Raw genomic sequence first — 24,605 nt, forward strand, 5'->3', positions numbered from 1 at the left:
GTCAGCCGGGCGTGATCACGCCGCGGTGCGCGAGATCGTTCCAGACGTGGTGCTCGGTGATCCGCCCGTCCAGCACGCGGAACCGGTCGATGAAGCGGATGCCGTCGAAGGCGGAGCCGTCGAGCGCCTCGCCCCCGAGGGTGCCGCTGATGATCACGCACCAGCCCCGCCCGTCGGCGGCCGCCCAGGACTCCTCGCGCTCGATCTCCTTGCCGACCCGCCGGTAGTGCGAGCGCCCGTGCTCCACCTGCTCGGCGGGGCCCGCGTACTCGACGCCGCCGGGGAACACGATCGACGCCGCCGGCGCGACGAGGTCTGCGGCCTCGGCGACGCGCCCCTCCTCGCACAGGGCGAGGTAGCGCCGGGCGATGTCGGCCGCCGTGGCGCCCTCGTGCGTCGGGTGTGAAGACACGGCCATGCCGGCCCCCTCGCTGTCGACAGTTGACACGAGAGGATCGTGGTCGACGACCCGGTCCGACGTCAACGCACGACTCCTACGGCGCCCGTGAGTGGTCAGACCTCGGCCCGCCAGAACGTGTAACCGCCGAGGCGGCTCTCCCCCGTCCCCAGCTGCACCACGCGCCCGAATCCGGCCTCGGCCAGCATCGCGGCGACGTCCGGGCCCTCGCCGTGACCGTGCCCGTGGCCGTGCCCGTGGCCATGGCCCCCGTGGTCGTGGCGGCCGACGTGGCCGTGCGCCGCAGCCTGCACCCGGCGCAGCGCGACCTTCGACACCATGCGCGCCAAGGGGACCGGCTCACCCCGGTCGATGTCGACGAGGTGCAGCCGCCCACCGGGGGCCAGGACCCGGCGGGCCTCCCGCAGCGCGGTGATCCGGTCGGGCGCCGCGACGTGGTGGAGCATGAACGACGACAACACCCGGTCGACGCTGCCGTCGGGGAACGGGAGCTCCTCGGCGAAGCCCACCTGCAGCGCGATGCCCGCGCCGGCCTTGCCGACCTTGCGCCGCGCCCACGCGACCGCCTCGGGGTCGGGGTCGATCCCGCTGACGACGGCCCCCGGTTCGGCATGCGCCGCGAGCAGCACGAGGTTGCCGGTGCCACAGCCGATCTCCAGCACCCGCGTCCCCGGCTCGAGCCCTGCCTCCACGAGCAGCCGCCAGTGCGCGTCGCGCGCGCCGAGGAACTTCGAGAACCGGTCGTAGAACGGCAGCAGGCGCGGGTTGACCAGCGCCGGGAGGTACTCGCGAGCGGTGGTCGTCGCAGTCATGGTTCACTCCAGGAGACGAAGTTCGGTTGCACGATCCACTCTTGCCGAGCTTTGATCTGGGGACAAGCGACGAACTGCGGGCATCATGGGACTTTCTTCGGACACCGAACCGCTCAGCGGCGCCGAGCCTTCCGAGAGCGTGCCCGTCGACGGCGTGCGGCTCGTCGGCTACCCCCGCCACGCCGGGGTCCCGCCCGTCACCGTCCGGACGTGGCACGGCAGGCCGCACGGCGCCGTCGTGCTCGGGGCCCACGCGCACGACTTCCTCGTCCTGCTCTACGTCGAGGAGGGCACCGACGTGCTGCGCGTCGACGGCCGGGACTGGCCGGTCGATGCGGGCGACGCGTTCGTGATCGCCCCCGGCGCCGTCGTGACCGCGCGGGCCGACCAGTACGGCGATGCCCGGGTATGGGCGGTGTTCTTCCCCGCCGACGCCGTCGATCCCGACGCCGCCGCCCCGCTCGTGTCGTGGCGGGCGCACCCGTTGCTGGCGGCGTTCGGCGGGCATCGTCGCGGCGGCGGGCAACGGCTGCACGTCCCCGTCGACGAACGGGCGTCCTGGATCGCGCACCTGCACGACCTCGACGACGAGCTGCGCGGGCGTCGCGACGGGTACGCCGACGCCGTGCGCGCACACCTGACGCTGCTGCTCGTGCGGCTGGGGCGGCTGCAGCCCGGGCCCGTCGAGGACCCGGGCGTCGAGCCGCTGCTCGCGGCGGTGCTCGACGTCGTCGAGACGCGGTTCCACGAGCCGATCTCGTTGCGGGACGTGGCGTCGGCGGTCGGACTGACCCCCGGGCACGTCACGACCGTCGTGGGCCGGCGCACCGGCCGCACCGTCCAGCAGTGGATCACCGAGCGCCGGATGCGGGAGGCCCGGCGACTGCTCGCGGGCTCGGACCTGGCGATCGCCGAGGTGGGCAGGCGCGTCGGCTACCGGGAGACCGGCTACTTCGTGCGCCGGTTCCGCACCGAGCACGGCGTACCGCCCGCGGCGTGGCGGAAGGCGGGCCGCGCGGGCTGAGACGCCACTCGGGCCCCGATGCCGCTCAGACCCCCGCCAGGTCGCCGCTCGAGGAGCCGAACGCGTGCAGCGCGGCCCGCAGCGACGCTCCGAGCCGGTCGCGACCGCCTTGCGCCGCAACGGATCCGCATCCGAGGCGACTGGCCCGCGACCTCGACACCATCGACGTCCGCGTCGGCCACATCACCGGCGGGGTGACCGAGCTGCCCGTGGCCTGCTGAGCCGGGTCATCGGTCGAGCCATGCCGTCGCGTAGAACATGTCGCGTGTCAGGTAGCGGACGATGCCCTTGACCTCGGGTTTCGCGATCGTCGACAGGTACCCGCGGCTGTAGTAGGCCATCGCCAGGTCCTGGTTGGTGATCAGCTGCACCCGCTGGTAGAGCTGGGTGCGCTCGGCCTCGTCGGTGGTGCGGGCGGCGCGGTCGAGCAGGGCGTCGACCTCCGGGTTGGAGTAGGCGCCGTAGTTCTGGCTGCCGCCCGTGCGCAGCGCGTTCGACGACGACGGGTACGGGGCGTCCACGGGACCGCCGACGTTGCCCGCCACCTGGAAGTCGCGGCTCTGCACCACGCTCGACGAGTACTGCGCGAGGTCGTAGAACTGCGGCTGCAGGGTGATGCCGACCGTCGCCAGCTGCGCCTGCAGGAACTCGGCGAACTCGACACGGTTGGGCGCGTTCGTCGTCTTGTAGACGACGGTCGCGTTCCCGCCGCCCGCCACGTACTCCTGCACCAGCGCCTTGGCCCGCTCGACGTCGTAGGCGGGCCACGCCGCGGCGGCCTCAGGGGTCTGGAACGCGCTGGAGTCGCTGAAGTAGCCCGTCGCGCGCTCCATCTGGTTGCGGAACTGCACCGCCGCCAGCGCGTTCAGGTCGATGCCGCGGACGAGTGCCTCCCGCATCCGGTGGTCGTCGAAGGGCGCCTTCGTGTGGTTGAAGATGATCCACTCCGCGCCGTGGCCCGGCCCGTAGTAGACGCGCAGGTTCGGGTTCGCCATGCCCCGCACCAGCTCCGTGTGGTAGCCACCGAAGATCAGGTCGACGTCACCGTTCTCGACCGAGGCGTAGCGGCTCTCGGTGTCGGGCAGCGGCCGGAACTCCAGGCCGTCGAGGCGCGGCAGGCCCTGCTGCCAGTAGTTCGGGTTGCGGGTCAGCGTCATCCGCGAGTCCCGCGTCCAGGAGCTGAGCACGAACGGGCCCGCGCCGACGGGGTTCGTCGTGATCTGTGCGCCGTACTTCTGCAGCGCCGCGGGCGAGATGATCAACCCTAGGCTGCCACCGGTGAAGTTGCCCGCGAACCCCACCGGGAACAGGCCGAACGGCCCGTCGAGGCCGAACTCCACGGTCAGCGGGTCGATCGCGCGCATCGAGCGGATCGGTGCGGTGAACCGGTTGCCCGGCGACGACTTCTTGTCGATGTGCCGCTGCACGTTGGTGATCACCGCGGCCGCGTCCAGCGGCGTGCCGTCGGAGAACGTGACGCCCTCGCGCAGCCCCATCCGCCACGTCGCGCCACCGTCGGGCGAGTCCATCGACCTGGCCAGATACGGCTCGGCCCCACCGTCGGGAGTGAGCTTCATCAGCGAGTCGTAGACCGCGAAGGCCGCCATGTTGGTGTTCTGGATCGTCGGGTCGAACCCGACCGCCTCCCGGTCGGTACCCATGACCAGCACCCCGCCGGTCTTCGGTGTCCCCTCCGTCGCCGGGTCGCCGCCGTTGGGGTTCGTCGCCTGGACACCGCCGGTTCTCTCACCGCCCGCCGGGGTCGCCGACCCGCAGGCCGCCACCAGTGCCAGCCCGAGGAGCAGAGCGACGAACCTCAGGAACAACGTGCGGGTCGTGGTGGTGGCCAAGGCGGTCCCCTCACTCGTCGTCGAGTCGGTGGCCGAGCGTCCGGCGCCCGTGCGGGCAATACGGACCCGACGGTCCGAACCGGAGCTTCGAGTCCGAATCCGACGCTAGCGGTGATGTGCGGCACACCGGAAAGCACTGTTGCTTCTGACAGTCATCGACACCGTTGATGGTGCCCCCGGGCACATCACACGCCGGGCACCTCAGAAGGTGGGGCCGGTCCTGTCGGCCTGCCGGCCGCCCCGTGGCGCGACGCTCAGCTCGACGCAGACGGTCACCCCGCGCTCGACGCCCTCGGCCCTGCGGACCGCGTCCTTGACCGGCAGGACGTATCCGCGGTCGCGCGGCAGCAGGGAGGTCTCCCACTCGGTGGCGCCGATCCGCACCCGCACCGGGACCGCGTCCCACCCGTACGACGACTGCGCCGCCTCGGCGCGCACGAGGTCGCAGCCGTCGTCCGGGATCGTGATCCAGTGGAACGGGGCGGGTCCCCGCCACACGAACACCTCGGCCTCGAACCGGACATCCACACCGAGGACGGTAGCGACCCGAGGCGGGTCCGCACCGTCAGGCGTTGCGCGGGAACCCCAGGTCGACACCCCGGTGCGAGGGGTCGGGCCAGCGCGTCGTCACGACCTTGGTCCGCGTGTAGAAGTGCACGCCGTCGGTGCCGTGGGCGTGGGTGTCGCCGAAGAGCGAGTTCTTCCAGCCGCCGAACGAGTAGTAGGCCATCGGCACCGGGACCGGCACGTTGATGCCGACCATCCCGACCTCGACCTCGTTCTGGAAGCGCCGGGCGGCGCCGCCGTCGTGGGTGAAGATCGCGGTCCCGTTGCCGTAGGGGTTGCGGTTGACCAGCGCGAGCGCCTCGTCGTAGGTGCCCACGCGCAGCACCGACAGGACCGGGCCGAAGATCTCGTCGGTGTAGATCGGCATGTCGGTGGTGACGTGGTCGAACAGCGTGGGGCCGACGAAGAACCCGGCGCCGTCGGCGTCGAACCGGGCGGACCTGCCGTCGAGGACCAGCGTGGCGCCGGCCCGCCGGCCCGCCTCGACGTAGCCCGTGACGCGGTCGAGTGCGGCGCGGGTGACGAGCGGGCCCATGTCGGTGTCGCGGCGCCCGTCACCGGTGCGCAACGCACGCGCCCGGTCGGCGATGGCCTCGACGAGCCGGTCACCGATGTCACCGACGGCCACCACCGCGGAGATGGCCATGCAGCGCTCGCCGGCAGAGCCGAACCCGGCGTTGACGGCCTGGTCGGCGGCGAGGTCGAGGTCGGCGTCGGGCAGCACGACCATGTGGTTCTTGGCCCCGCCGAGCGCCTGGACGCGCTTGCCGTGCTCGGTCGCCGTGCGGTGGACGTAGCGCGCGACGGGCGTCGACCCGACGAACGAGACGGCGGCGACGTCGGGACTGGTGAGCAGCGCGTCGACAGCCTCCTTGTCGCCGTTGAGGACGTTGAACACCCCGTCGGGGAGCCCTGCCTCCTGCCACAGCCGGGCGAGCCAGAGCGCGGCGCCGGGGACCTTCTCCGACGGCTTGAGCACGACCGCGTTGCCCGCCGCGATCGCGATCGGGAAGAACCACATGGGGACCATCGCCGGGAAGTTGAACGGCGAGATGATCGCGACGACACCGAGGGGCTGGCGGATCGAGGCGACGTCGACGGAGGTGGAGGCGTTCTGGGTCGCGGAGCCCTTGAGCAGGTGGGGCATGCCGCAGGCGAACTCGACGACCTCGAGGCCGCGCGCCACCTCGCCGGCAGCGTCGGCGAGGACCTTGCCGTGTTCGGCGGTGATGATCGCGGCGAGCTCGTCCGCGCGGGCGTCGAGGAGCGCCCGGAACGCGAACAGGACCTTCGTCCGACGGGCCAGCGAGGCGTCGCGCCACGCGGGGAAGGCGGTGACCGCCGCGTCGACGACCCTGGCCGCGTCCTCCGCGGAGGCGAGCGGCACCCGCGCCGTCGTCTCGCCCGTCGCCGGGTCGGTGACGTCGGCGAAGCGGCCGGACGTACCGTCGAGCAGGGTCCCGCCCGCCCAGTGGTGCAGTGCCGTCGGGGACACGGTGCTCGTGACGCTCATACGCGGGTCTCCTTGCTCGGGACGGGAACCAGACGATCGTAGATGAGATCTCAAGATCTCATCTAGGTTCCACGTCGGAACCGCCGCACCGACCGAGCCGACAAGGACCTACTGAGCTGCTGTAACTCACTGGTAACAGGTTCACCTGCTGCGATGGGGTGCGCGCCCGGCGACCAACAATCAGTGAACCCTTGACAGCAGGTCGGCCAGTGGGTCAGGTTTGCGATCTCAAAGTCTCGACGCCGAGGGAGACCGCATGACCGACCCCGCCGCGCCTGCTCGCCCCTGCGACCTCCTGGTCACGGCCGCCTGGGTGATCACGGTCGACGCCGAACGCCGGATCCTGCGCGACGGTGGGGTCGCCGTCACCGGGGACACCATCGTCGCGGTCGGAAAGGCGGCCGACCTCGACCGCGAGTTCACCCCCGCCCGGCGGATCGACCGGCCCGACGCCGTCGTGATGCCCGGCATGGCCAACGGTCACCGCCATCTCCTGTGCTGCGCCAAGGGCGCCATGCCGGAGGGGGGCACGACGCTGCAGTCGTTGCGGCGCTTCATCTATCCCTCGTTCTCCTCGCTGGAGCCCGAGGACATGTACGTCTACGCCCGGCACGCCACCGCGGAGATGATCAGCAACGGCACGACGCTGTTCGAGGAGCCCGGCTGCAACCACATCGACGCTGTGCTCCCGGCGATAGCCGAGTCCGGGATCCGCGCCCGCATCGGGTTGTGGACCTGGGACCAGCGCGGCTCCGGCGGCGACGACGGCCTGCCGGACTGGCTGCGCCTCGACACCGCCGCGGCGATCCGCCGGCTGGAGGAGGGCCTCGAGACCGTCCAGGCCTTCGGCAACGACCGGATCCGGCCTGCGGTGTGCGTCGAGGGCGTCACCACGTGCTCCGACGAGCTCACCGTCGCCGCGGCCCGGCTCGCCGAGGAGTCGCGGACCCTTGCCGTGCAGCACAAGTCGACCAGCGAGCGTGAGGTCGAGCTGGAGCTGCGGGTGTTCGGCGAGCGGCCCGTCAGGCACACCGCGACGATCAAGGCGCTCAACGAGTACACCCTGCTCAACCACGTCACCAGCCTCGACGACGAGGACGTCGCCGCGATCGCCGACAGCGGCGCCACCGTCTCGTGGAACCCGAGCACCGCGCTCAAGCTCGCCAAGGGCACGACACAGCACAGCAAGTGGCCCGAGCTCATCGCCGCCGGCGTCCCGATGGGACTGGGCACCGACGCCGAGAACTGCTCCAACCACCAGGACATCTGCCGGGCCATCTACCTCGCGGCGCTGCTCCCCCGCGACGCCCGTGAGGACCCGGGTGCGGTCAGCGCCGAGACCGCGGTCGAGCTGGGCACCCTCGGCGGCGCGAAGGCGCTGCGCTTCGACGACGTCACCGGCTCGCTGGAGGCCGGCAAGCAGGCCGACCTCGTCGTCTTCGACACGAACGACTACGACTGGCGCCCGCTGCACAACCCGATCGCCAACCTCGCCTACGGCGTCACCGGCCACTCCGTCGACACCGTCCTCATCGGCGGGAAGGTCGTGCTGGAGAACAAGAAGAGCACGATCTTCGACGAGGGCGCGCTGCGCGAGGAGGTCGAGGCGACCGACCGTCGCATCCTGAAGAAGATCGGCATCGACCCCTCGCCGGCCTGGCCGGTCGTCTGAGCCCGCTCCCCGACCCGAAAGGCTCGAAGCCATGTACGGCGGCGTCGCCCTCCAACCGGTCTACGCACCGGACGAGTTCGTCTCGATGGTCCAGCACGTGGAGCAGGCCGGCATCGCCGACCTCTGGCTCACCGACTCCTCACTGCACTCCCGTTACTGCTGGTCCTACCTCACGCTCGCCGCGGTCAACTCGCAGCGGCTGCGCCTCGGTACGGCCGTCACCAACCCGGTGACGCGCCATCCCGCGCTCGCCGCCGTCGCCGTCTCGACGATCGACGAGATCTCCGCTGGCCGCGCCGTCTACGGGATCGGTGCGGGTGACCGGCCGCTCGACGCGCTGGGACTCAAACCGGCGAAGCTCGCCCTGCTGGAGGACTCGATCGTCGCGGCCCGGCGGCTGTGGACCGGTGAGCACGTCGACATGGCGGCCCGCGGGTTCACCCTCGACGACGCCCACCTGCGTTTCCCCACCCGCGCCGACATCCCGGTGTACGTCTCGGCGAGCGGCCCGAAGACCCTGGAGCTGGCCGGGCGGGTCGCCGACGGCGTCATCCTGCTGGCCGGGCTGCACCCCGACGGGCTCAGCTACGCCCTCGAGCACATCGACCGGGGCGTCGACATGGCCGGGCGGTCGAGCCGGCCCGCGGTCACCGTGTTCGCCTACGGCGCGATCGACGAGGACGAGGACGTCGCCCTCGCGGCGGGGCGCACCATCGCGGCCTGGTTCCCGATGACGGCGCCGGTGTACTGCGGGCTCGCGGGCCTGTCTCCCGAGCTCGTCGAGCAGGTCCGTGCGCAGTACGCGGGCGGGGAGTTCCAGGAGGCGGCGAAGGCGGCCGAGCTGCTGCCCGACGACTTCGTCCGGCGGATGTCGTTGTCGGGCAACCGCGCCGCCACCCGCGAGCACATCCGCACGCTCGACAAGCTCGGCATCGACAGCATGGCGGTCTTCCCGATCGGCGGCGACGCGACGAGCCGGCTGGCGACGATCACGGCGTTCGGCGAGTGCCTGCGGGAGGAAGGGCACATCTGACCGACGCGACGAAGGCCCCGCGGCCGGGCGGCTGCGGGGCCTTCGTCATTTGTGGGATCAGCCGCGTGACGGGAGCGGCCGCCCGACCATCGCCGGGGCGCGGACACCCCGGCCCGCCACCGCCAGCGCGACCAGGCTGAGCACGTAGGGCAGGCTCAGCCAGAACTGCGACGGCAGCACGAAGCTCGGCAGCATCGCGGCACCGAGACCTCCCGCGACGACGCAGAGGACGGCCGCGAGCAGCACCCAGCGCAGCGGCGACCCGGACGACCGGGCGCGCCACACACCGGCCGCGGCGACGACCACCCCGATGACGACGAGCGCGATCCAGACCTCGCGCGGAAGCTCGCCCATCGACTGCAGCCGCAGCTGCAGCGCGTCGGTGAAGCCGAAGACGAGGCACGCCGCGACGACGCCGTAGGGCCGCCACTGCCCGAAGACGACGGCTGCGAGCGCGAGGAACCCGCGTCCAGCCGTCATGTTCTCGGCGAACAGCCCGACCTGCCCGACCGACAGGAACGCCCCGGCCAGCCCGGCCAGGCCCCCCGCGGCGAGCACGCCGCTCCACTGGACGCGCACGACGTTCACGCCGGTCGAGTCGAGCACCTCGGGCTTCTCCCCCGCGGACCGCACGCGCAGTCCGCCGCGGGTCCGGAAGAGCAGGTAGGCCACGATCGGCCCGAGGACGTAGGCGACGTAGACCAGCGGCAGCTGGTCGAACAGGACCGGGCCGATGCCCGGGATGTCCGACAGCAGCGGCACCGCGTAGGGCTCCATGCGGACCGTCGTCGGCTGGGTCCCCTGGAACTGCAGGCGGTAGAGGAACATCGTCACACCCGCGGCCAGGAGGTTCAGTGCGACGCCGACAACGATCTGGTCGCCGCGCAGCGTCACCGACACGAAAGCCATGATCGACGCGGCCAGCAGGCCGAGCGCGATCCCCGCGGCCAGCCCGAGACTCACGCTCCCGGTGGCCCAGGCCGTGATGAACGCGGCGTAGGCGCCGAAGAGCATCATCCCCTCGAGGCCGATGTTGATCACGCCGCCGCGTTCGGAGATCAGCTCGCCGAGTGCGGCGAGCAGCAGCGGCACCGACAGCCGGATCGCCGCCGCGAACAGCGCGATGTCGAACGGGTTCACGAGCGGGCCCCTTCCGCGACGGGTGCCGCGACATCGGCGGCTCCGGGTGGCCGCGACCGGGAGCGACGCCGGTCGGCGTACCAGGCGGTGCCCGTGACCAGCAGGATCACCACGGCCTGGGTGGCGGTCACCAGGCCCGATGAGATCCCGACGCGGGCCTCGAGCAGACCGCCGCCCTGCCGTAGCGCGGCGAGCAGCAGCGCCGCCGGGATGCACCCGAGCGGCGAGTTGCGGGCGAGCAGCGCGACGACGATGCCGTCGAACCCGTAGCCGGCGGAGAACCCCGGAGCCAGGTTGGCGGCGGGCGCGGCAAGGACGAGCGACGACCCGGCGACGCCGGCGACGGCCGCCGACGCGCACAGCGCGGCGACCCCGACGAGCGTGGTGCGGGTGCCGGTGGCGCGGGCCGCCGACTCGTTCGCCCCGGTCAGCCGCAACCGGTACCCGACCACGGTCCGGCGCAGCACGTACGCCGCCACCAGCACCAGGATGATCACCAGGATGATGTCGGCCCGCAGCGTCGTCCGCGGCAGCAGCACGGGCCAGCGTGCGGAGTCGGCGACGGACGCGCTCTGTCCGAGCGTCCCGGTCGGCTCCTCCATCGGGCCATTGGCCAGCCACGACACGACCTGGGTCATGATCAGCGTGAGCAGCAACGTCGCGATGAAGTCGTTGACCCCGCGACGAGCCCACAGCCACGCGGCGACCCCGCCGAGCAGTGCCCCGCCCACCGCACCGGCGAGCACCGCGATCGTCAGGTGCAGCACCGTCGGCAGGCCGGTGAGGTACAGCCCGACGACGGCCGCGGTCGTCCCGCCGGCCAGGATCTGGCCTTCGAGACCGACGTTGAGCCTGCCCGCCCGCGACGCGATGACCCAGCCGATCGCGGCGAGCACGAGCGGCACGAACTTCGTCAGCGTCGCCCCGAACTGGGCCGGGCTGCCGAAGACGCCGTCCCACATCGCCGCGGCGGCCTTGCCGACGGGTGCTCCCGTGAGCGCGATGACCGCCAGCGACGCGGCCAGGGCGAGGACGACGGCGAGCACGCTCACCAGCAGTCCACGCAGCGCCTGCCGGTTCATGCGACCACCTCCTCCCCGGCGCCGTTGACCGCGGTCATCAGCTCTCCGACACGGTCGCGGGTCGCGTCGTCGGCATCGAGGACGGCGACGACGCGGCCACCCGACATCACGGCGATCCGGTCGGACAGCGCGAAGATCTCGTCGAGCTCGGCGGAGAACAGCACGGTCGCGCCGCCGGCGGTCTTGTGCGCGTTGATCTGGGCGTGGACGAACTCGATGGCGCCGACGTCGAGCCCGCGCGTCGGCTGTGCGGCGACCAGGAGGTCCGGCTCCCCGTACAGCTCGCGGGCCAGCACGATCTTCTGCTGGTTCCCGCCCGAGAGGCTCTCCACGGGCGTCTCCAGACCCGAGGTGCGCACGCCGAAGCGCTCGACGCGCTCGCTGCAGTGGCGCCGGATCCGGCCCTTGCGCAGCACCCCGTGGCGGCTGAACGCCTCGTCGCCGATGACCCGCATCATGAGGTTGTCCGTCACCGACAGCGGCAGCGCCAGCCCGTCGGCCTGGCGGTCCTCGGCGATCACGCCGGTGCGCCCCGGCCCGCCGCCCGGGGCGGTGACGAGCACCGTCCCGGCGGTGGGCGCGCGAACCCCGGCGAGGAGGTCGGCGAGCTCGCTCTGCCCGTTGCCCTCCACACCGGCGACGCCGAGGACCTCGCCCCCGCGCACGGTGAGGTCGACGGGGCCGAGGTCGCGGTCCCCGCGGTAACCGGCCAGTGTGAGGCCGGCGGCCTCGAGGACGACGGGCCCCGCCGCGACGACGGGCCGTTCGGTCCGCAGCACCACGTCGCGGCCGACCATCATCCGGGCCAGCTCCTCGGGCGCGGTGTCCCCGACCCGGACGGTGGAGACGACCTTCCCCCCGCGCATGACCGTGCAGCGGTCCGCGACGGCGGCGATCTCGCCCAGCTTGTGGGTGATGAGCACGACGGCCAGCCCCTGCGCCGCGAGCTCCTCCAGGACCACGGCGAGGCGCTCCCACTCGACCGGTGAGAGCACCGCGCTCGGCTCGTCGAGCAGGAGCACCCTGGCGTCGCCGAGCAGGCACTTGAGGATCTCGATCCGCTGCCGTTCCCCCACCGGCAGCAGCTCGACCGGGATGTCCGGGCGCACCGGCATCCCGTGCCGCTCGCTCAGCTCGAGCAGCCGGGCACGGGTGCCCGCGGAGTCGAACCGCCGGCCTGCGCGCGAGCCCTGCGCGAGCGCGACGTTCTCCGTCGCGGTCATGTCGGGGACGAGCATGAAGTGCTGGTGCACGACACCCACCCCGGCCGCCCGCGCGGCCTCCGGATCGCCGGGAGGCAACGTCTCCCCGCCCACGACGACCTCGCCGGCGTCGGCCCGTACCAGCCCGGACAGGACCTTGACCAGCGTCGACTTACCGGCGCCGTTCTCGCCCAGCAGGGCGAGGATCTCCCCGGGGCGGACGTCGAGGTCCACCTCGTCGTTCGCGACGAGAGCGCCGTAGGTCTTGGTCACGCCCCGGACCGACAGCGCCGCCGCGACGGCGCTGTCGGTCGGGGAACCGCCCGGGATGTCGGCCGACACCGTCACCCGCCCTGGGGCATGGTGATCGCCCCAGAGTTGATCTTGCTCGTGGTGTCGGTGACGACCGCCTGGTACTTGTCGTTGCCCGGGCAGAGCTTGAGCGCCTGCACCGACGGGTCGTCGAGGGCGTAGAAGCGCGGCTGGGTGGGCAGCTTGCCCGCCTTGTAGTCCTCGAGGATGTGTCCGACCATCACGCGAGTGTCCTGGAACGCGTAGCCGATCAGGGCGGGCGACTCGTCGCAGCGGTCGGTCGTCGGGTTGAAGACCTTGACCGTCTTGCCCGACTCCTTGACCGCGTCCAGCACGCCGGGCAGGCCCGCGTCCTGGAAGGCGTAGATGACGTCGGCACCGTTCGCGATCTGGGCGGACGTCGCCTCCTTGGCCTTGGCCGCGTCGCTCAGCGAGCCGACCGTCACCGACGCGACCTTGATGTCGGGCTTCACCGACTTCGCCCCGGCCGCGAAGTCGATGGACGACTGCGAGTTCGGCGGGATGTCGGTGCCGCCGACGTAGCCGATCGAGCCGGAGGCGCTCTCCTGCGCGGCGACGACGCCCGCGACGTAGGCGGGGACGCCCTGCTTCGTGGCGTAGGTGTGCAGGTTGGCGACGCCCGTCTGCACCACGCCGGACATCACGAACGTGACGTCGGGGAACTGGGGCGCGACGGTGTTGCCCGCCGACACGAGCGAGCTGCCACCCGCGATGATCAGCTGGTTGTCGGCTGCGAGGTTGGTCAGCGCGTCGATCGCGGCCTGAGGGGAGCTGACGTTGTCGACGACCGACACCGTCATGCCCTCCTTGGTGGCGACGGCCTGCACCCCGTCCAGGTAGGACTGGTAGAAGGCCTTGTCGTTGCGCGGCCCGGCGAGGACGACACCGACCTTCGTGGGTGCGGTCGACGCGCCCGGTGCCGCGGTGCCGCTGTCGGTCCCGCCTCCCGAGCACGCGCTGAGTGCCAGGACCGTGACGACGACGGGGAGAGCGAGCACACCGCGCCGTGCCAGCCGAGTGGCCGATCGGATCATCAGGTTCTCCTCAACCTGCGATCGAGCCCAGCCGGGGGCGGCTGAGATCTTGAGATCGCATTCTTGGTTGGAGGATCGTGTCGGAGGTCGCATCGGGTCGTCAAGACATCAGGGGTGGTGTAACCGCCGCGCAACATTCGCTCAGCTCAGGGTGGCTACCTTCGGAGAACTGGGCCCTTGACAAGGTGACCCCCAGGGTCTGAGATTTGAGATCTCAAATTCGAGTAGGGGTGCAATGGAGAAGTCAGTCGCGGTTGCCAAGGCCCTCGAGAGCATCGACGAGGCCCGGGTGCTGTCCCTGGTGCAGGAGGTGTGCCGCATCCCCAGCGTCCTCGGCGACGAACTCGCGTTCGCGAAGTACCTGGTCGACGTCATGAACGACTCGGACTTCTCCGACGTGCGGCTGCAGGACGTGCTGCCCGACCGCCCCAACGCCATCGGCGAGCTCGACTTCGGCGCCGGCCCACGCGTCGTCCTCACAGGTCACCTCGACACGAAGCCCGCCTCGATCGGCTGGACCGTCACCGAGCCGTTCAGCGGTGAGCTCATCGACGGCCACGTCTACGGCCACGGGATCATGGACATGAAGGCGGCGCTGGTCTGCCAGCTCGTCGCGGCCGAGGCCGTGCGCGCCTCGGGCGTCCCCGTCGCGGGCCGCCTCGCCTTCGCCGGCGTCAGCGACCACATGGGCGACCAGATCGGCTCGATCCGCTACTTCGACGAGTACAGCGCTGACCTGTGTGTGCTGGGCGAGCTGTCCGACAACGAGATCTACCTCGGCCACCGCGGCCGCTACTACTTCGACGTCACCGCCCAGGGACTGTCCGCCCACACCTGCCACAAGCCCATCGCCGTCAACGCGAACATGCTGGCGGCCAAGGCGATCCTCGAACTCGACGCCTCCCGGCTGACCCCCGAGCTGCAGCCGTGGGTGCGCGACCTGTTCGGCGACGAGACCTTCATGGCGCCGGGCCGCGTCTACGGCGGGCTGCCGCCGGGCGGTCCGTCGATGATCCCCGACGAGTGCGTCATCCGCGTCGACTGCCGGCCCCAGCCCGGGGTCAGCGTCGAGACCGTGCGTGCCGAGGTCGACCGCTGCCTCGACGCCGTCCGCGGGGCCGACCCCCGGTTCAAGGCCGCCGTCGAGCTCGCCGACGTCAAGGCGCCCTACGTCGCCGACCCGCAGAGCCTGGTCGTGCAGACGATGGTCGACGCCGTGCGCCACGTGCGCGGCAGCGAGCCGCCACTCAAGGCCGCGGGGTGGCTCGGCGACACCGCGAGCTTCGGCGACCGCATCCCGACCGTGATCTTCGGACCGGGTGGCGAGCCTGTGTACTGCCCCAACGAGAACCTGTCCGTCGACGACATCATCGAGGCGACCCGCGTCTACACCGCGTTCTCGACCCTGGCCCTGCTGGGATGAGCGCCTCCGCGACCTCGGCGCCCTCGTTCGAACACCTCCTCGCCCGCGACGACCTGGCGTGGATGGGCCAGAACACCACGCACCTCGAGCCCCCGGCTGAGGTCGTCGCCGCGCTGGAGGAGAGCACCCGGCGCCGCGAGTTCCAGCTCTACGCCCCGGCGCTCGGCTTCGAGCAGCTGCGCACGCTGATCGTCGACGACCTCGGTCTCACCGGTGCCGACGCCTGGGTCACCGACGGCGCCGTCGGCGGGCTGCACCACATCTGCACCGGCCTGGCCGGCTCCATCTCCCGGGTGATCACCACTGACCCGGGCTGGCCCTGGCCCGCACGGTTCGCCGGGCTGGAGGGGGTGCCGTCGACGGCACTGGACCTGTACTCGGCCGAGCAGGGCTACCGGATCACCGCGGCACAGATCGCCGCGGTGATCGAGCCGCGCTCCCTGATCTACCTGATCGACCCGCTCAACCCGCTGGGCAGCCGCTACGAGCGCGCCGAGCTCGCCGCCATCACCGACCTCGCCCGCGAGACCGGGTCGCTCGTCGTCCACGACTGCACCTACCGCCACTTCGCCACCGGACACACCCTCGCGGCCGAGCTCTACCCCGAGGGCACGCTCACCACCTACTCCTTCTCCAAATGGCTCGGGCTCGCCGGGCTACGGCTCGGGGCTGTCGTCGCGGTGCCCGAGCTGCTGGGACGGCTCACCGCGGTGCCCTCGAACCCGTTGGGCGCCAACATCTCGGCCCAGCGGGCCGCGATCGCCGGGCTCACGGTGAAGGACGCGTGGCTCACACGGGTGCGCGGGACCAACCAGCGCAACCAGGAGTCGGTGCGCGCTGCGGTGGACCGCAGCGGCCTCGGCCGGCTCGTCGTGTGGCCCTCGCACGGGAACTTCGTGGCCGTCGACATCGCCGACAGCGGCTGGACCGCCGACGACCTGTGCGCCGCGATGCTCGAACGCGACGTCTTCATCCGGCCGGGCACCTACCAGTCGCCACGCTTCGGCGAACGCTTCGTCAAGGTCAGCACCTCCGTCCCCGAGGAGTGGGCGGAGCGGTTCGCCGTGGCGTGGTCCGCGCTGTCGACGCCGGCGGGGACGCGCTGATGGTCGGCTCCCCCCGGCTCACCGAGCTCACGCCCGACGAGTACCGCGCCGAGAGCGGGCTCGACCTGGGCAGGCGCGTCGCCGCGGGTGAGCTCTCCCCGGTACACCTGGCGGAGCTCGCCCTGCACCTGGCGTCGGCGGCCGAACCCGCGATCAACGCCTACGCCGCGCTGCTGCCCGAACGGGCCCGCGCCGCGGCCGTCGAGCGGGAGGCGGAGGTGCGCGCCGGGACCGTCCGCAGCGTCCTGCACGGCGTGCCGATCGCGGTGAAGGACAACATGCTCGAAGAGGGCCTGCCCGCCGGGAAGGGGTCACGTACCAGCCCGGACACCCCCGCGACGGCGTCCTCACCGATGGTCGGGCGGCTGCTGGAGGCGGGGACGGTCGTCATCGGGCGCACGACGACACCCGAGTTCGGCTGGAAGGGCACCGGGATCTCGCCACGCACCGGCATCACCCGCAACCCGTGGGACCCGGCCCGCAACTCCGGCGGATCGAGCGCCGGCTCGGGCGCCACCGTCGGCAGCGGCGCCGTGCCCATCGCGACCGGGACCGACGCGGGCGGGTCCGTCCGCATCCCGGCGGCGTTCTGCGGCGTCGTCGGCCTCAAGCCGACGCTGGGCGCCATCCCCGTCTGGCCGGGAACGGTCAACGAGAACCTGTCGCACGCCGGTCCCATCACCCGCGACGTCCGCGACGCGGCGGCGGTCCTCGCCCTCACCCGGGGTCCCGACGCCCGCGACCCGCAGTCGTACTGGTCGCGGCCACCCGCGGGCGACGGCGGGCGACGGCTGCGCGTCGGGATCGTGCGCAGCCCGTTCGGCATCGAGCCGGCCGCTGACGTCGCGAGCGTCGCGTACCCCGCGCTCGACTCCCTCGTCGCGTCCGGGCTCGCCGACCACCACGAGGTCGCACTGCCCGCCGCACTGCCGCGCAGCGTGTTCGAGGCGTTGTGGGTCACAGGCCGGGGCCTCGGCTTCCGCGACCTCGCCCGCACGCACGCAGCCGACATGGACCCGGGGCTCGTCCGGCTCGGGCCGCTCGCGCAGGAGTACTCCCTCGCCGACTACTACGCCGCCCTCACCGCACGCCGGGAGTTCAACGCCACGATGGCGCGGCTCCTCGACGAATGGGACCTCCTCGTCATGCCGACGATGCCGTTGACGGCGTTCGACGCCGACGCCGAGGTCCCGCCCGGCGGCGAGGCCGACGCACCGCTGCCCTGGATCACCTGGACGCCGTACACGTACCCGTTCAACATCACCGGGCAACCCGCCGTCACCGTGCCGTGCGGTCTGGGCGGGCCCACCATGCCGGTCGGCGTGCAGGTCGTCGGGCCGTGGGCACACGACGACCGGGTCCTCGGCTACGCCTGCCGGGCGCAGGACGTCCTGGCCCACACGAACCTCCGGAGCGTCGCCGGACCGTTCGACGACATCCCGGCAGGATCGGCCGGAACAGTGCGTGCAAGGTAGTACCCAGGAACAGACGGCCGCCGTCGCAGCAGGTGGTGGCGGCACTCGTCGTGCCGGAGCGAAGGAACGAGCACATATGCCCAGGCCAGCAATCGAGCCCCCGACCCCGACCGGGTCGACCGGGCTGCGGCTCGCACCGCTCGACACCTCCGTGGACAGCCATCTGCAGATCAAGGAGGTCGTCTACCGCCGGCTCGTCCGCGCGATCGTCGAGCTCGAGCTCGAACCCGGCCGCCAGCTGCGCGAACGCCAGCTCGCCGAGCAGATGGGCGTCAGCAAGACCCCGATCCGGGAGGCCATCGTGCGCCTGGAGAAGGAAGGGCTCGTCACGGTCGCGCCCTACCGGGGAGCGATCGTCCGCGGCTACTCCCACAGCGACATCCGCGAGATCTACGAGCTGCGCGAGCTCCTCGAAGGGTTCTGCGCGCGACGTGCCGCCATGCAGATCAACGACTCCGACGAGACGGACCTGCGCGCCAACGTCCGGCGCAGCCGTGCCCTGCTCGACCAGGGCGCGACCGACGACATCCCCGGCCTGTTCGACGAGTTCGACCGCATCCTCTACCGGCAGGCCGCCGGGCACCGGATCGGCGGGCTGCTCGTCGAGCTCGACCTGCATCTCGAACGCCTCGGCAACCTGACCGTCGGCGTGCCCGGCCGGCTCGACGCGTCGGTGCGCCAGCACGAGGAGATCGTCACCGCCATCACCAAACGCGACCCGGGCGCCGCCGAGGCCGCCTGCCGCGAGCACATCCGCAGCGTCTTCGCCGACCTGATCAACGCCCTGCCCGAGCAGCTGACGCGCATCTCTCCGGCCTGACTCCCGCTCAGCGGCTCAGTGTGGTCGCCCGGTCCATGTGCGAGAGCTTCTCCGGGTTGCGGACGGCGTAGAGGCCGGTGACGCGGCCGTCGTCGATGCGCAGGGCGACGACCCCGTCGAGCTCGCCGTCGATGCGCAGCACGAGCGCGGGGTAGCCGTTGACCTGCACCGGTTCGAGCGAGAGCGCACCCGGGACACGGGCCCAGCCCGTCGCCAGCAGCCTGCCGACCTTCTCGGCGCCGACGACGGGCCGCAGCACCGCCTGCTTGATCCCCCCGCCGTCGCCGACGAGGACGACGTCGGGGGCCAGGACGTCGAGCAGGCCCTGCAGGTCCCCCGTCTCGACGGCACGCCGGAAGGCGTCGAGGGCACCGCGGCTCTCGTCCTGGGTGACGACGCCGCGGGGGCGGCGGGCCGCGACGTGCGCGCGAGCGCGGTGGGCGATCTGCCGCACCGCGGCGGGGCTCTTGTCGACAGCCTCGGCGATCTCGTCGTAGCCGACGTCGAACACGTCGCGCAGCACGAACACGGCGCGTTCGGTCGGGGCGAGCGTCTCGAGCACGAGCAGCATCGCCATGGAGACGCTGTCGGCGAGCTCGACGTCGTCGGCGACGTCAGGGGTGGTCAGCAGCGGCTCCGGCAACCACTCCCCCACGTAGGACTCCTTGCGCCTGCCGAGGGTCCGCAGCCGGGTCAGGGCCTGCCGGGTCGTGATGCGGACGAGGTAGGCGCGCCGGTCGCGGACCTCGGCGAGGTCGACGGTCGCCCACCGCAGCCAGGTCTCCTGCAGGACGTCCTCGGCGTCGGCGGCGGAGCCGAGCATCTCGTAGGCGACCGTGAACAGCAGGTTCCGGTGTGCGACGAACGATGCGGTCGCGACGTCGGGCATGGTGTCTCCTCCCATCCCCATGAGACGCCGGGTCCGGGGCCCCTGTGACAGTGGTACCCGTCACACCGAGGCGTTGTCACGGGCGCCGGCCGGGCGGCATCTGGTGTTCGTCACCGAGTTCCACGAGTGGAGGACCAGATCATGGACGCCCGTCTCGACCTGTTCGGCAACGACCTCGCGGCCACGTTCGGCAAGCGCTTCGCGAACGCCGCGATGGTGATCCACCGGTCGGCGCTGCCGGCCGGGACGCAGGAGCTGGTGTCGTTGCGCGCCAGCCAGATCAACGGCTGCGGCTTCTGCACCGACATGCACACCAAGGACGCCGCCGCGGCGGGCGAGACCCAGGAACGGCTGAACATGGTCGCCGCCTGGCGGGAGGCCACCGTGTTCACCGAGGCCGAGCGCGCCGCGCTGGCGTTCGCCGAGGAGGGCACCCGGCTCGCCGACGCGCACGAGGGCGTGTCGGACGGGACGTGGGCGCGGGTCCGCGAGCACTACGACGACGACCAGGCCGCCGCGCTCGTCTGCCTGCTGGCGCTGGTCAACGCGGCGAACCGGATGAACGTCATCGCGCGGACCCCGGCCGGGTCCTACCGGCCGGGGATGTTCGCGGCGATGGTGGGCTGACCCGGGGTCAGCGCCAGCCCAGCTCCGGCGCCAGGTGGGTCAGCACGCTCTCGATGACGTGCGCGTTGTAGTCGACGCCGAGCTGGTTGGGCACGGTCAGCAGCAGCGTGTCGGCGGCGGCGATCGCCTCGTCCTCGGCCAGCTCCGCCACGAGCTTGTCCGGCTCGCCGGCGTAGGTCCGGCCGAAGCGGGCGTTGCCGCCGTCGATCCACCCGACCTCGTCGGTGCTGCCGCGCTGCTGCCAGAACAGCTGCCTGTCGAGGTCGTTGACGATCGGGAAGATGCTGCGGCTCACCGACACCCGAGGCTCACGGGTGTGCCCGGCCGCGGACCAGGCGTCGCGGAAGCGCTGGATCTGCTCGGCCTGGAGCTGGTGGAAGGGGACGCCCGTGTCCTCGGTGAGCAGCGTCGAGCTCATGAGGTTCATGCCCTGCTCGGCGGTCCACTCGGCGGTCGCGCGCGAGCCGGCGCCCCACCAGATACGGTCGCGCAGCCCGGGCGAGTGCGGTTCGAGGCGCAGCAGACCGGGCGGGTTGGGGAACATCGGGCGGGGGTTGGGCCGGGCGAAGCCGTTGCCGCCGAGCACGTCGAGGAACGCGCGGGTGTGCTCGCGGGCCATGTCGGCCTCGGTCGTCCCCTCGGGCGGGACGTGCCCGAAGTACCGGTAGCCCTCGATGACCTGCTCGGGCGACCCGCGGCTGATGCCGAGCTGCAGGCGTCCGCCGGAGATGAGATCGGCGGCGCCGGCGTCCTCGGCCATGTACAGAGGGTTCTCGTAGCGCATGTCGATCACGCCGGTACCCAGCTCGATGCGGGTGGTCTTCGCCGCCGCGGCCGAGAGCAGCGGGAACGGCGACGCGAGCTGCTGCGCGAAATGGTGCACGCGGTAGTAGGCGCCGTCGGCACCGGCCTCCTCGGCCGCGACCGCGAGCTCGATGGACTGCAGCAGGGCATCCGACGCCGACCGCACCATCGAGTGCCGCGAGTCGGACCAGTGCCCGAAGGACAGGAAGCCAATCTTCTTCACCTCTCAACCAACTGCGGACGCGGCGCCGGCATTCCTGCCGCAGCGCCGGGCCGGGGTCACGGCGATCCGGCCGTCCGGCGTTCCGGCGTTCCGGCGTTCCGGCGTTCCGGCGTTCCGGCGTTCCGGCGTGGAAGAGTTCTGGTGCATGACGGGTGATCTGCCGCTGCTCGGCTTCGGGTTGCCCGTCTCGGGCAGCTGGGCGACGCCGGACACGATGCGCCACATCGCCTGCCTCGCCGAGGAGCTCGGGTACGCGTCGCTGTGGACCTTCCAGCGACTCCTGGACCCGGTCGGCGCCGGCCAGGGCGAGGCCCACCGGTCGGTGCACGACTCGGCCGTCGCGCTCGCCTACGTCGCCGGGCACACCGGCCGGATCGGGCTGGGGACCGCGACGGTCTGCGCCCCGTTCACCCCGCCCGTCGTGCTCGCGAAGACGATGGCGTCGCTCGACGTGGTGTCCCGGGGCCGGCTCAGCGTCGGTCTCGGGATCGGGTGGATGCGACAGGAGTACGCCGCGGCCGGGGTGCCCTTCACCCGGCGCGGCGCGCGGATGGACGAGTACCTGCGCTGCCTCACGGCGTTGTGGACCCAGGACCCCGTCGAGTTCGACGGCGAGTTCTACACGGTGCCCAGCTCGCACGTGGCGCCCCGCCCCGTGCAGCGCCCGCACCCACCGGTCCTGCTCGGCGGCACCGCCGCGCCGGCGCTGCGCCGCGCCGGCCGGCTCGCCCAGGGCTGGATCGGCAGCAGCCACCAGGACCTCTCCCGGATCGGGGCCTGCGCCGACCTAGTCCGCGACGGTGCCCGCGAGGCCGGGCGCGACCCGTCGGCGGTCCGGATCGTGGTGCGGGGCGTCGTCGATCTCGTCGACGACCGGCCCCCGTCGCGGCGGCCGCTGCAGGGCACGCGGGAGCAGATCGTCGACGACCTGCGCGCCCTGCACGCCCACGGCGCGACCGAGGTGTTCCTCGACCTCAACCTCGCGCCCCGGGTCGGCTCCCCCGACGCCGATCCCGCAGTCTCCGTGGCCTACGCGGAGCAGGTGCTGGACGTGTTCGCGCCCGCGCAGAGGTCGACGACGTAGTCCGCCCGATGTCGATCCGCCGGTCGACCGTCGATCTCACCGACGCGGTCCGTGTCTCGACGGCGCCGATCGTCCGCGAAGGCTCGCCGATCCCCTCTCGAGGGCCCGACCCGCGTCGACGCAGCGGCCCCAGCGCCCACCTCGCGGCGTCCGGACAGCGGCGTGCACGCCACGAACCGACGCCCGAGGTCGCGGTCTCGGAGCCTCGTCCGCGTGTAGGCGCACGCGGCCGCGGCAGCGGTCCCCGCGTGCACCGGGCCGAGTGGGTGTTCACCGACCGCGGCTACCGCAACACCGTCACCGCCCTGGCCGACCTCCTCGGCTGGGAACCGACCGATGCCCGCCTCCGGCTCCTGCTCGCGGAGCAGGCGGTCGGCCGCATCGGACTCGACGACCCCACCCTCTACGACGCGATCGCCACCGTCGTCGACACCCACTCCACCCACGGTCCGCCGACGACGACCTGCTCCACAACGCCAGGCCGAAGCCTTCCCGACGCCTGCGCCCACGTCCTCGACCACGGCGACGTCCCCGACCGCGGCTGCGCCCGCTGCGCACGACCACCGTCCTGGTGCGACATCCACCACCTCATCCCGTCGGAACCGGGCGGCCCGACCTCGATCGGCACCTGCACGATGCTGTGCCGCGCCTGCCACCGCCTCCTCCACCACGCCGGCCGGGACGTGCGCCTGCGCAACGGGATCCCTGAGTTCATCCCATCCCGCTGGATCGACCACGGCCGCCGGCCACACAGCCGAGCACCCACCGTCGTCCAGCTCACGACCCTCGATCCGCCACGGCACCCCGCGGGGGGTGGACCGACGTGCGGCCGTGCTCGTCGGGACGACCGCTACCCGGGCAAGCGGAGGAGGCTGTCGACGACGCGGTCCCGCGCTGGGCGAGCCGCTGAGCGCGAAGCGCCCGGTCAGCTCCTGCGCGAGGAGCGCGTGCAGCTCGTCGGCGCGCGCACCTCGGTCCAGCCGACGGGCGATCAGAGGATTCCCTCGCGCACGGTGCCGAGGAAGTCCCACCCGTTGAGCACCTCGCGGATTGCTGCGGCTCGGGGCGACGAGGTGTCCCGTCCGGTGTGGTCGCTCACCACACGAGCGTAGGCCGGAAAATGTCGGTGCCGGCTGGTTCACTGATTCTGTGAGCCGATCTGCCCTGGTGTCACGGCCGTGAGCGCGCGCCCGATCGCGCAGCCCGCCGACCTCGACGTCGTCCGCGACTCCTACGACCGCGTCGCCGACAACTACGTCGACCTGATCGCGGCGACAGCGCTCGGGGACATCCGCCTCCAGCCGTGGCATCGCGCCGCGATCGACGTGTTCGCCGACGCGGTCCGCGGCCTGGGCCCAGTGCTCGACGTCGGCTGCGGCCCCGGAACGGTGACCGCCTACCTCGCCGAACGCGGCCTCGACGTCTCGGGCGTGGACCTCTCACCCCGCATGATCGAGCACGCGCGCCGGCTCCACCCGGAATGCACCTTCGACGTCGCATCCGCGACCGGGCTCGACCTCGCCGAGGCGTCCCTCGGCGGGGTGCTGGCCTGGTGGTCACTGTTCAACCTGCCGCGGAACGTGCTGCCGGACGTGATCGCCTCGCTCGGCAGAGCGCTGGTGCCCAGCGGTCAGCTGATCATCGGGATGCACGTCGGCGACGGCGACGTCCCGCGCACCGAGGCGTACGGCGGCGTCCCGGTGCAGTGGACGACGCACCTGTGGCAGCCGGAACAGCTCGTCGGGATGATCGAGCAGGCCGCGCTTCGGCCCACCGCCGAGCTCCGGATCCCCGCCGACGGCCGGCTCCTTCCGGGCGTGGTCCTCGTCGCACAGTCGGGCGGCTCCGCCTGATCACGGAGGGATGCGCCCGCTCTCGCGTGGCCGAGCCCCGGACGCAGGCTCCGAGGCTTGTGGGGACAGAGCAGCCCCCTGCGCGGGTAGACCTCGACGCCGACGACTGTCACGCGTCGTCGCGGCAGCTCCCACCCTCCCCGAAACGCCGACGGTCGACGCGGGCGCCCGCACCCCTTGCCCTGGTGACGCACCCCCAGCAACCGGTGCAGCACCCGTACGAGGGTGCAGCCGCGACCGGTCCAGGCGTGAACTCTCGGATCAGCGCGCAAGTTTGCCGGTCCCCGCACGACCCGCAGCTCGCGCGCGAGCCCAGAACCCACGCGCCGTTCCCAAGAATGCTGTCGCACCCCAGGGTCGTCGGCGGGGGACGGCGGCGTTGATCAGTCCGCTTCCGCCCCTACGGTCTGCAGGCCATCGACCCGCACGCAACCGCCCCCCATTGACGGGGCGGCGACACCTGGTGAGGCCCGCGGATACGGAGGGAAATCGACTGATCGCGATTCCGGCTCGGGCTAGGCCTCTGAGCTGGGGAGAAGCTCCTCCGACTGGACTCGAACCAGTAACCCTGCGAAACAAGATCGACTTCTCTCGGAGGTCGGTCTTGTTTGCCGTTGTGCC

22 protein-coding genes are annotated in these 24,605 nt (G+C 72.2%); 11 read left to right on the top strand and 11 right to left on the bottom strand.

Annotated elements, in window-relative coordinates:
* Position 1: 1 nt before the first annotated feature.
* Both TOK_RS05465 and TOK_RS05470 read right to left on the bottom strand, forming a co-directional pair.
* Positions 2-418 carry a nuclear transport factor 2 family protein gene (locus tag TOK_RS05465; RefSeq protein WP_098956716.1) on the bottom strand — a complete coding sequence of 139 codons (417 nt, stop codon included), beginning with the start codon at positions 416-418 and terminating at the stop codon, positions 2-4.
* A 95-nt stretch (positions 419-513) separates the two neighbouring features.
* The gene (locus tag TOK_RS05470; protein WP_098956695.1) at positions 514-1,230 is read right to left on the bottom strand and encodes a class I SAM-dependent methyltransferase; all 717 of its coding nucleotides are present in this window, start codon (positions 1,228-1,230) and stop codon (positions 514-516) included.
* An 85-nt stretch (positions 1,231-1,315) separates the two neighbouring features.
* Between TOK_RS05470 and TOK_RS05475 the strand changes: the two genes are divergently transcribed.
* Positions 1,316-2,254: an AraC family transcriptional regulator gene (locus tag TOK_RS05475; RefSeq protein ID WP_098956696.1), complete on the top strand. Its 939-nt coding sequence runs from the start codon at positions 1,316-1,318 to the stop codon at positions 2,252-2,254.
* 227 nt (positions 2,255-2,481) lie between these two features.
* Here the strand turns inward: TOK_RS05475 and TOK_RS05480 are convergent, their stop codons facing one another.
* The 3 genes from TOK_RS05480 to TOK_RS05490 form a co-directional block, all read right to left on the bottom strand.
* A complete protein-coding gene (locus TOK_RS05480; protein WP_098956697.1) occupies positions 2,482-4,104 on the bottom strand; it encodes an ABC transporter substrate-binding protein in 1,623 nt (540 codons plus the stop codon).
* 201 nt (positions 4,105-4,305) lie between these two features.
* On the bottom strand, positions 4,306-4,632 hold the full coding sequence (locus TOK_RS05485) for a DUF1905 domain-containing protein (protein ID WP_098956698.1): 327 nt from the start codon (positions 4,630-4,632) through the stop codon (positions 4,306-4,308).
* 37 nt (positions 4,633-4,669) lie between these two features.
* Positions 4,670-6,184: a CoA-acylating methylmalonate-semialdehyde dehydrogenase gene (locus TOK_RS05490; RefSeq protein ID WP_098956699.1), complete on the bottom strand. Its 1,515-nt coding sequence runs from the start codon at positions 6,182-6,184 to the stop codon at positions 4,670-4,672.
* Positions 6,185-6,440: 256 nt separating this feature from the next.
* Here TOK_RS05490 and TOK_RS05495 point away from each other — a divergent pair, with 256 nt between their 5' ends.
* Positions 6,441-7,856: an amidohydrolase family protein gene (locus tag TOK_RS05495; RefSeq protein ID WP_098956700.1), complete on the top strand. Its 1,416-nt coding sequence runs from the start codon at positions 6,441-6,443 to the stop codon at positions 7,854-7,856.
* 31 nt (positions 7,857-7,887) lie between these two features.
* The gene (locus TOK_RS05500; RefSeq protein ID WP_098956701.1) at positions 7,888-8,889 is read left to right on the top strand and encodes an LLM class flavin-dependent oxidoreductase; all 1,002 of its coding nucleotides are present in this window, start codon (positions 7,888-7,890) and stop codon (positions 8,887-8,889) included.
* Positions 8,890-8,946: 57 nt separating this feature from the next.
* Here TOK_RS05500 and TOK_RS05505 read toward each other — a convergent pair whose 3' ends face one another.
* Genes TOK_RS05505 through TOK_RS05520 form a run of 4 tightly spaced genes read right to left on the bottom strand, consistent with a single transcriptional unit; the run spans position 8,947 to position 13,680 of the window.
* The gene (locus tag TOK_RS05505) at positions 8,947-10,029 is read right to left on the bottom strand and encodes an ABC transporter permease (protein WP_172457423.1); all 1,083 of its coding nucleotides are present in this window, start codon (positions 10,027-10,029) and stop codon (positions 8,947-8,949) included.
* Complete coding sequence (locus TOK_RS05510; protein WP_098956703.1) at positions 10,026-11,111, bottom strand: ABC transporter permease; 1,086 nt, start codon at positions 11,109-11,111, stop codon at positions 10,026-10,028. The genes TOK_RS05505 and TOK_RS05510 overlap by 4 nt, the downstream gene beginning before the upstream one ends.
* The gene (locus TOK_RS05515) at positions 11,108-12,661 is read right to left on the bottom strand and encodes an ABC transporter ATP-binding protein (protein ID WP_216361862.1); all 1,554 of its coding nucleotides are present in this window, start codon (positions 12,659-12,661) and stop codon (positions 11,108-11,110) included. Before TOK_RS05515 ends, TOK_RS05510 begins: the two co-directional genes overlap by 4 nt.
* Positions 12,658-13,680 carry a BMP family protein gene (locus TOK_RS05520; protein WP_172457424.1) on the bottom strand — a complete coding sequence of 341 codons (1,023 nt, stop codon included), beginning with the start codon at positions 13,678-13,680 and terminating at the stop codon, positions 12,658-12,660. The genes TOK_RS05515 and TOK_RS05520 overlap by 4 nt, the downstream gene beginning before the upstream one ends.
* A 235-nt stretch (positions 13,681-13,915) precedes the next feature.
* Here TOK_RS05520 and TOK_RS05525 point away from each other — a divergent pair, with 235 nt between their 5' ends.
* The 4 genes from TOK_RS05525 to TOK_RS05540 all read left to right on the top strand — a co-directional run bounded on the left by TOK_RS05525 (position 13,916) and on the right by TOK_RS05540 (position 18,504).
* Positions 13,916-15,103 carry a M20 family metallopeptidase gene (locus TOK_RS05525; protein ID WP_098956705.1) on the top strand — a complete coding sequence of 396 codons (1,188 nt, stop codon included), beginning with the start codon at positions 13,916-13,918 and terminating at the stop codon, positions 15,101-15,103.
* The gene (locus TOK_RS05530; RefSeq protein ID WP_098956706.1) at positions 15,100-16,209 is read left to right on the top strand and encodes a pyridoxal phosphate-dependent aminotransferase; all 1,110 of its coding nucleotides are present in this window, start codon (positions 15,100-15,102) and stop codon (positions 16,207-16,209) included. The genes TOK_RS05525 and TOK_RS05530 overlap by 4 nt, the downstream gene beginning before the upstream one ends.
* A complete protein-coding gene (locus tag TOK_RS05535; protein WP_098956707.1) occupies positions 16,173-17,684 on the top strand; it encodes an amidase in 1,512 nt (503 codons plus the stop codon). Before TOK_RS05530 ends, TOK_RS05535 begins: the two co-directional genes overlap by 37 nt.
* Positions 17,685-17,760: 76 nt before the next feature.
* Complete coding sequence (locus TOK_RS05540; protein ID WP_098956708.1) at positions 17,761-18,504, top strand: GntR family transcriptional regulator; 744 nt, start codon at positions 17,761-17,763, stop codon at positions 18,502-18,504.
* Between the two features lie 7 nt (positions 18,505-18,511).
* Here the strand turns inward: TOK_RS05540 and TOK_RS05545 are convergent, their stop codons facing one another.
* Positions 18,512-19,393 carry an RNA polymerase sigma-70 factor gene (locus TOK_RS05545; protein ID WP_216361863.1) on the bottom strand — a complete coding sequence of 294 codons (882 nt, stop codon included), beginning with the start codon at positions 19,391-19,393 and terminating at the stop codon, positions 18,512-18,514.
* Positions 19,394-19,534: 141 nt separating this feature from the next.
* Between TOK_RS05545 and TOK_RS05550 the strand changes: the two genes are divergently transcribed.
* Positions 19,535-20,020, top strand: coding sequence for a carboxymuconolactone decarboxylase family protein (locus TOK_RS05550; protein ID WP_098956718.1), 486 nt, complete (start codon positions 19,535-19,537; stop codon positions 20,018-20,020).
* Between the two features lie 7 nt (positions 20,021-20,027).
* On the opposite strand, the gene TOK_RS05555 is transcribed toward TOK_RS05550, so the two are convergent.
* Positions 20,028-21,047, bottom strand: a complete 1,020-nt coding sequence (locus TOK_RS05555) for an LLM class flavin-dependent oxidoreductase (protein WP_098956710.1) — start codon at positions 21,045-21,047, stop codon at positions 20,028-20,030.
* Between the two features lie 145 nt (positions 21,048-21,192).
* Between TOK_RS05555 and TOK_RS05560 the strand changes: the two genes are divergently transcribed.
* The 3 genes from TOK_RS05560 to TOK_RS05570 all read left to right on the top strand — a co-directional run bounded on the left by TOK_RS05560 (position 21,193) and on the right by TOK_RS05570 (position 23,984).
* Entirely contained in the window at positions 21,193-22,131 is a 939-nt protein-coding gene (locus TOK_RS05560) for a TIGR03619 family F420-dependent LLM class oxidoreductase (RefSeq protein WP_098956719.1), read from the top strand.
* A gap of 248 nt (positions 22,132-22,379) precedes the next feature.
* Positions 22,380-23,243 carry an HNH endonuclease signature motif containing protein gene (locus tag TOK_RS05565; protein WP_172457425.1) on the top strand — a complete coding sequence of 288 codons (864 nt, stop codon included), beginning with the start codon at positions 22,380-22,382 and terminating at the stop codon, positions 23,241-23,243.
* A gap of 66 nt (positions 23,244-23,309) precedes the next feature.
* Positions 23,310-23,984 carry a trans-aconitate 2-methyltransferase gene (locus tag TOK_RS05570; protein WP_098956712.1) on the top strand — a complete coding sequence of 225 codons (675 nt, stop codon included), beginning with the start codon at positions 23,310-23,312 and terminating at the stop codon, positions 23,982-23,984.
* Positions 23,985-24,605: the final 621 nt, after the last annotated feature.

Origin of the sequence: Pseudonocardia sp. N23 (assembly GCF_002583555.1) — a bacterium.
Lineage (GTDB): Bacteria > Actinomycetota > Actinomycetes > Mycobacteriales > Pseudonocardiaceae > Pseudonocardia.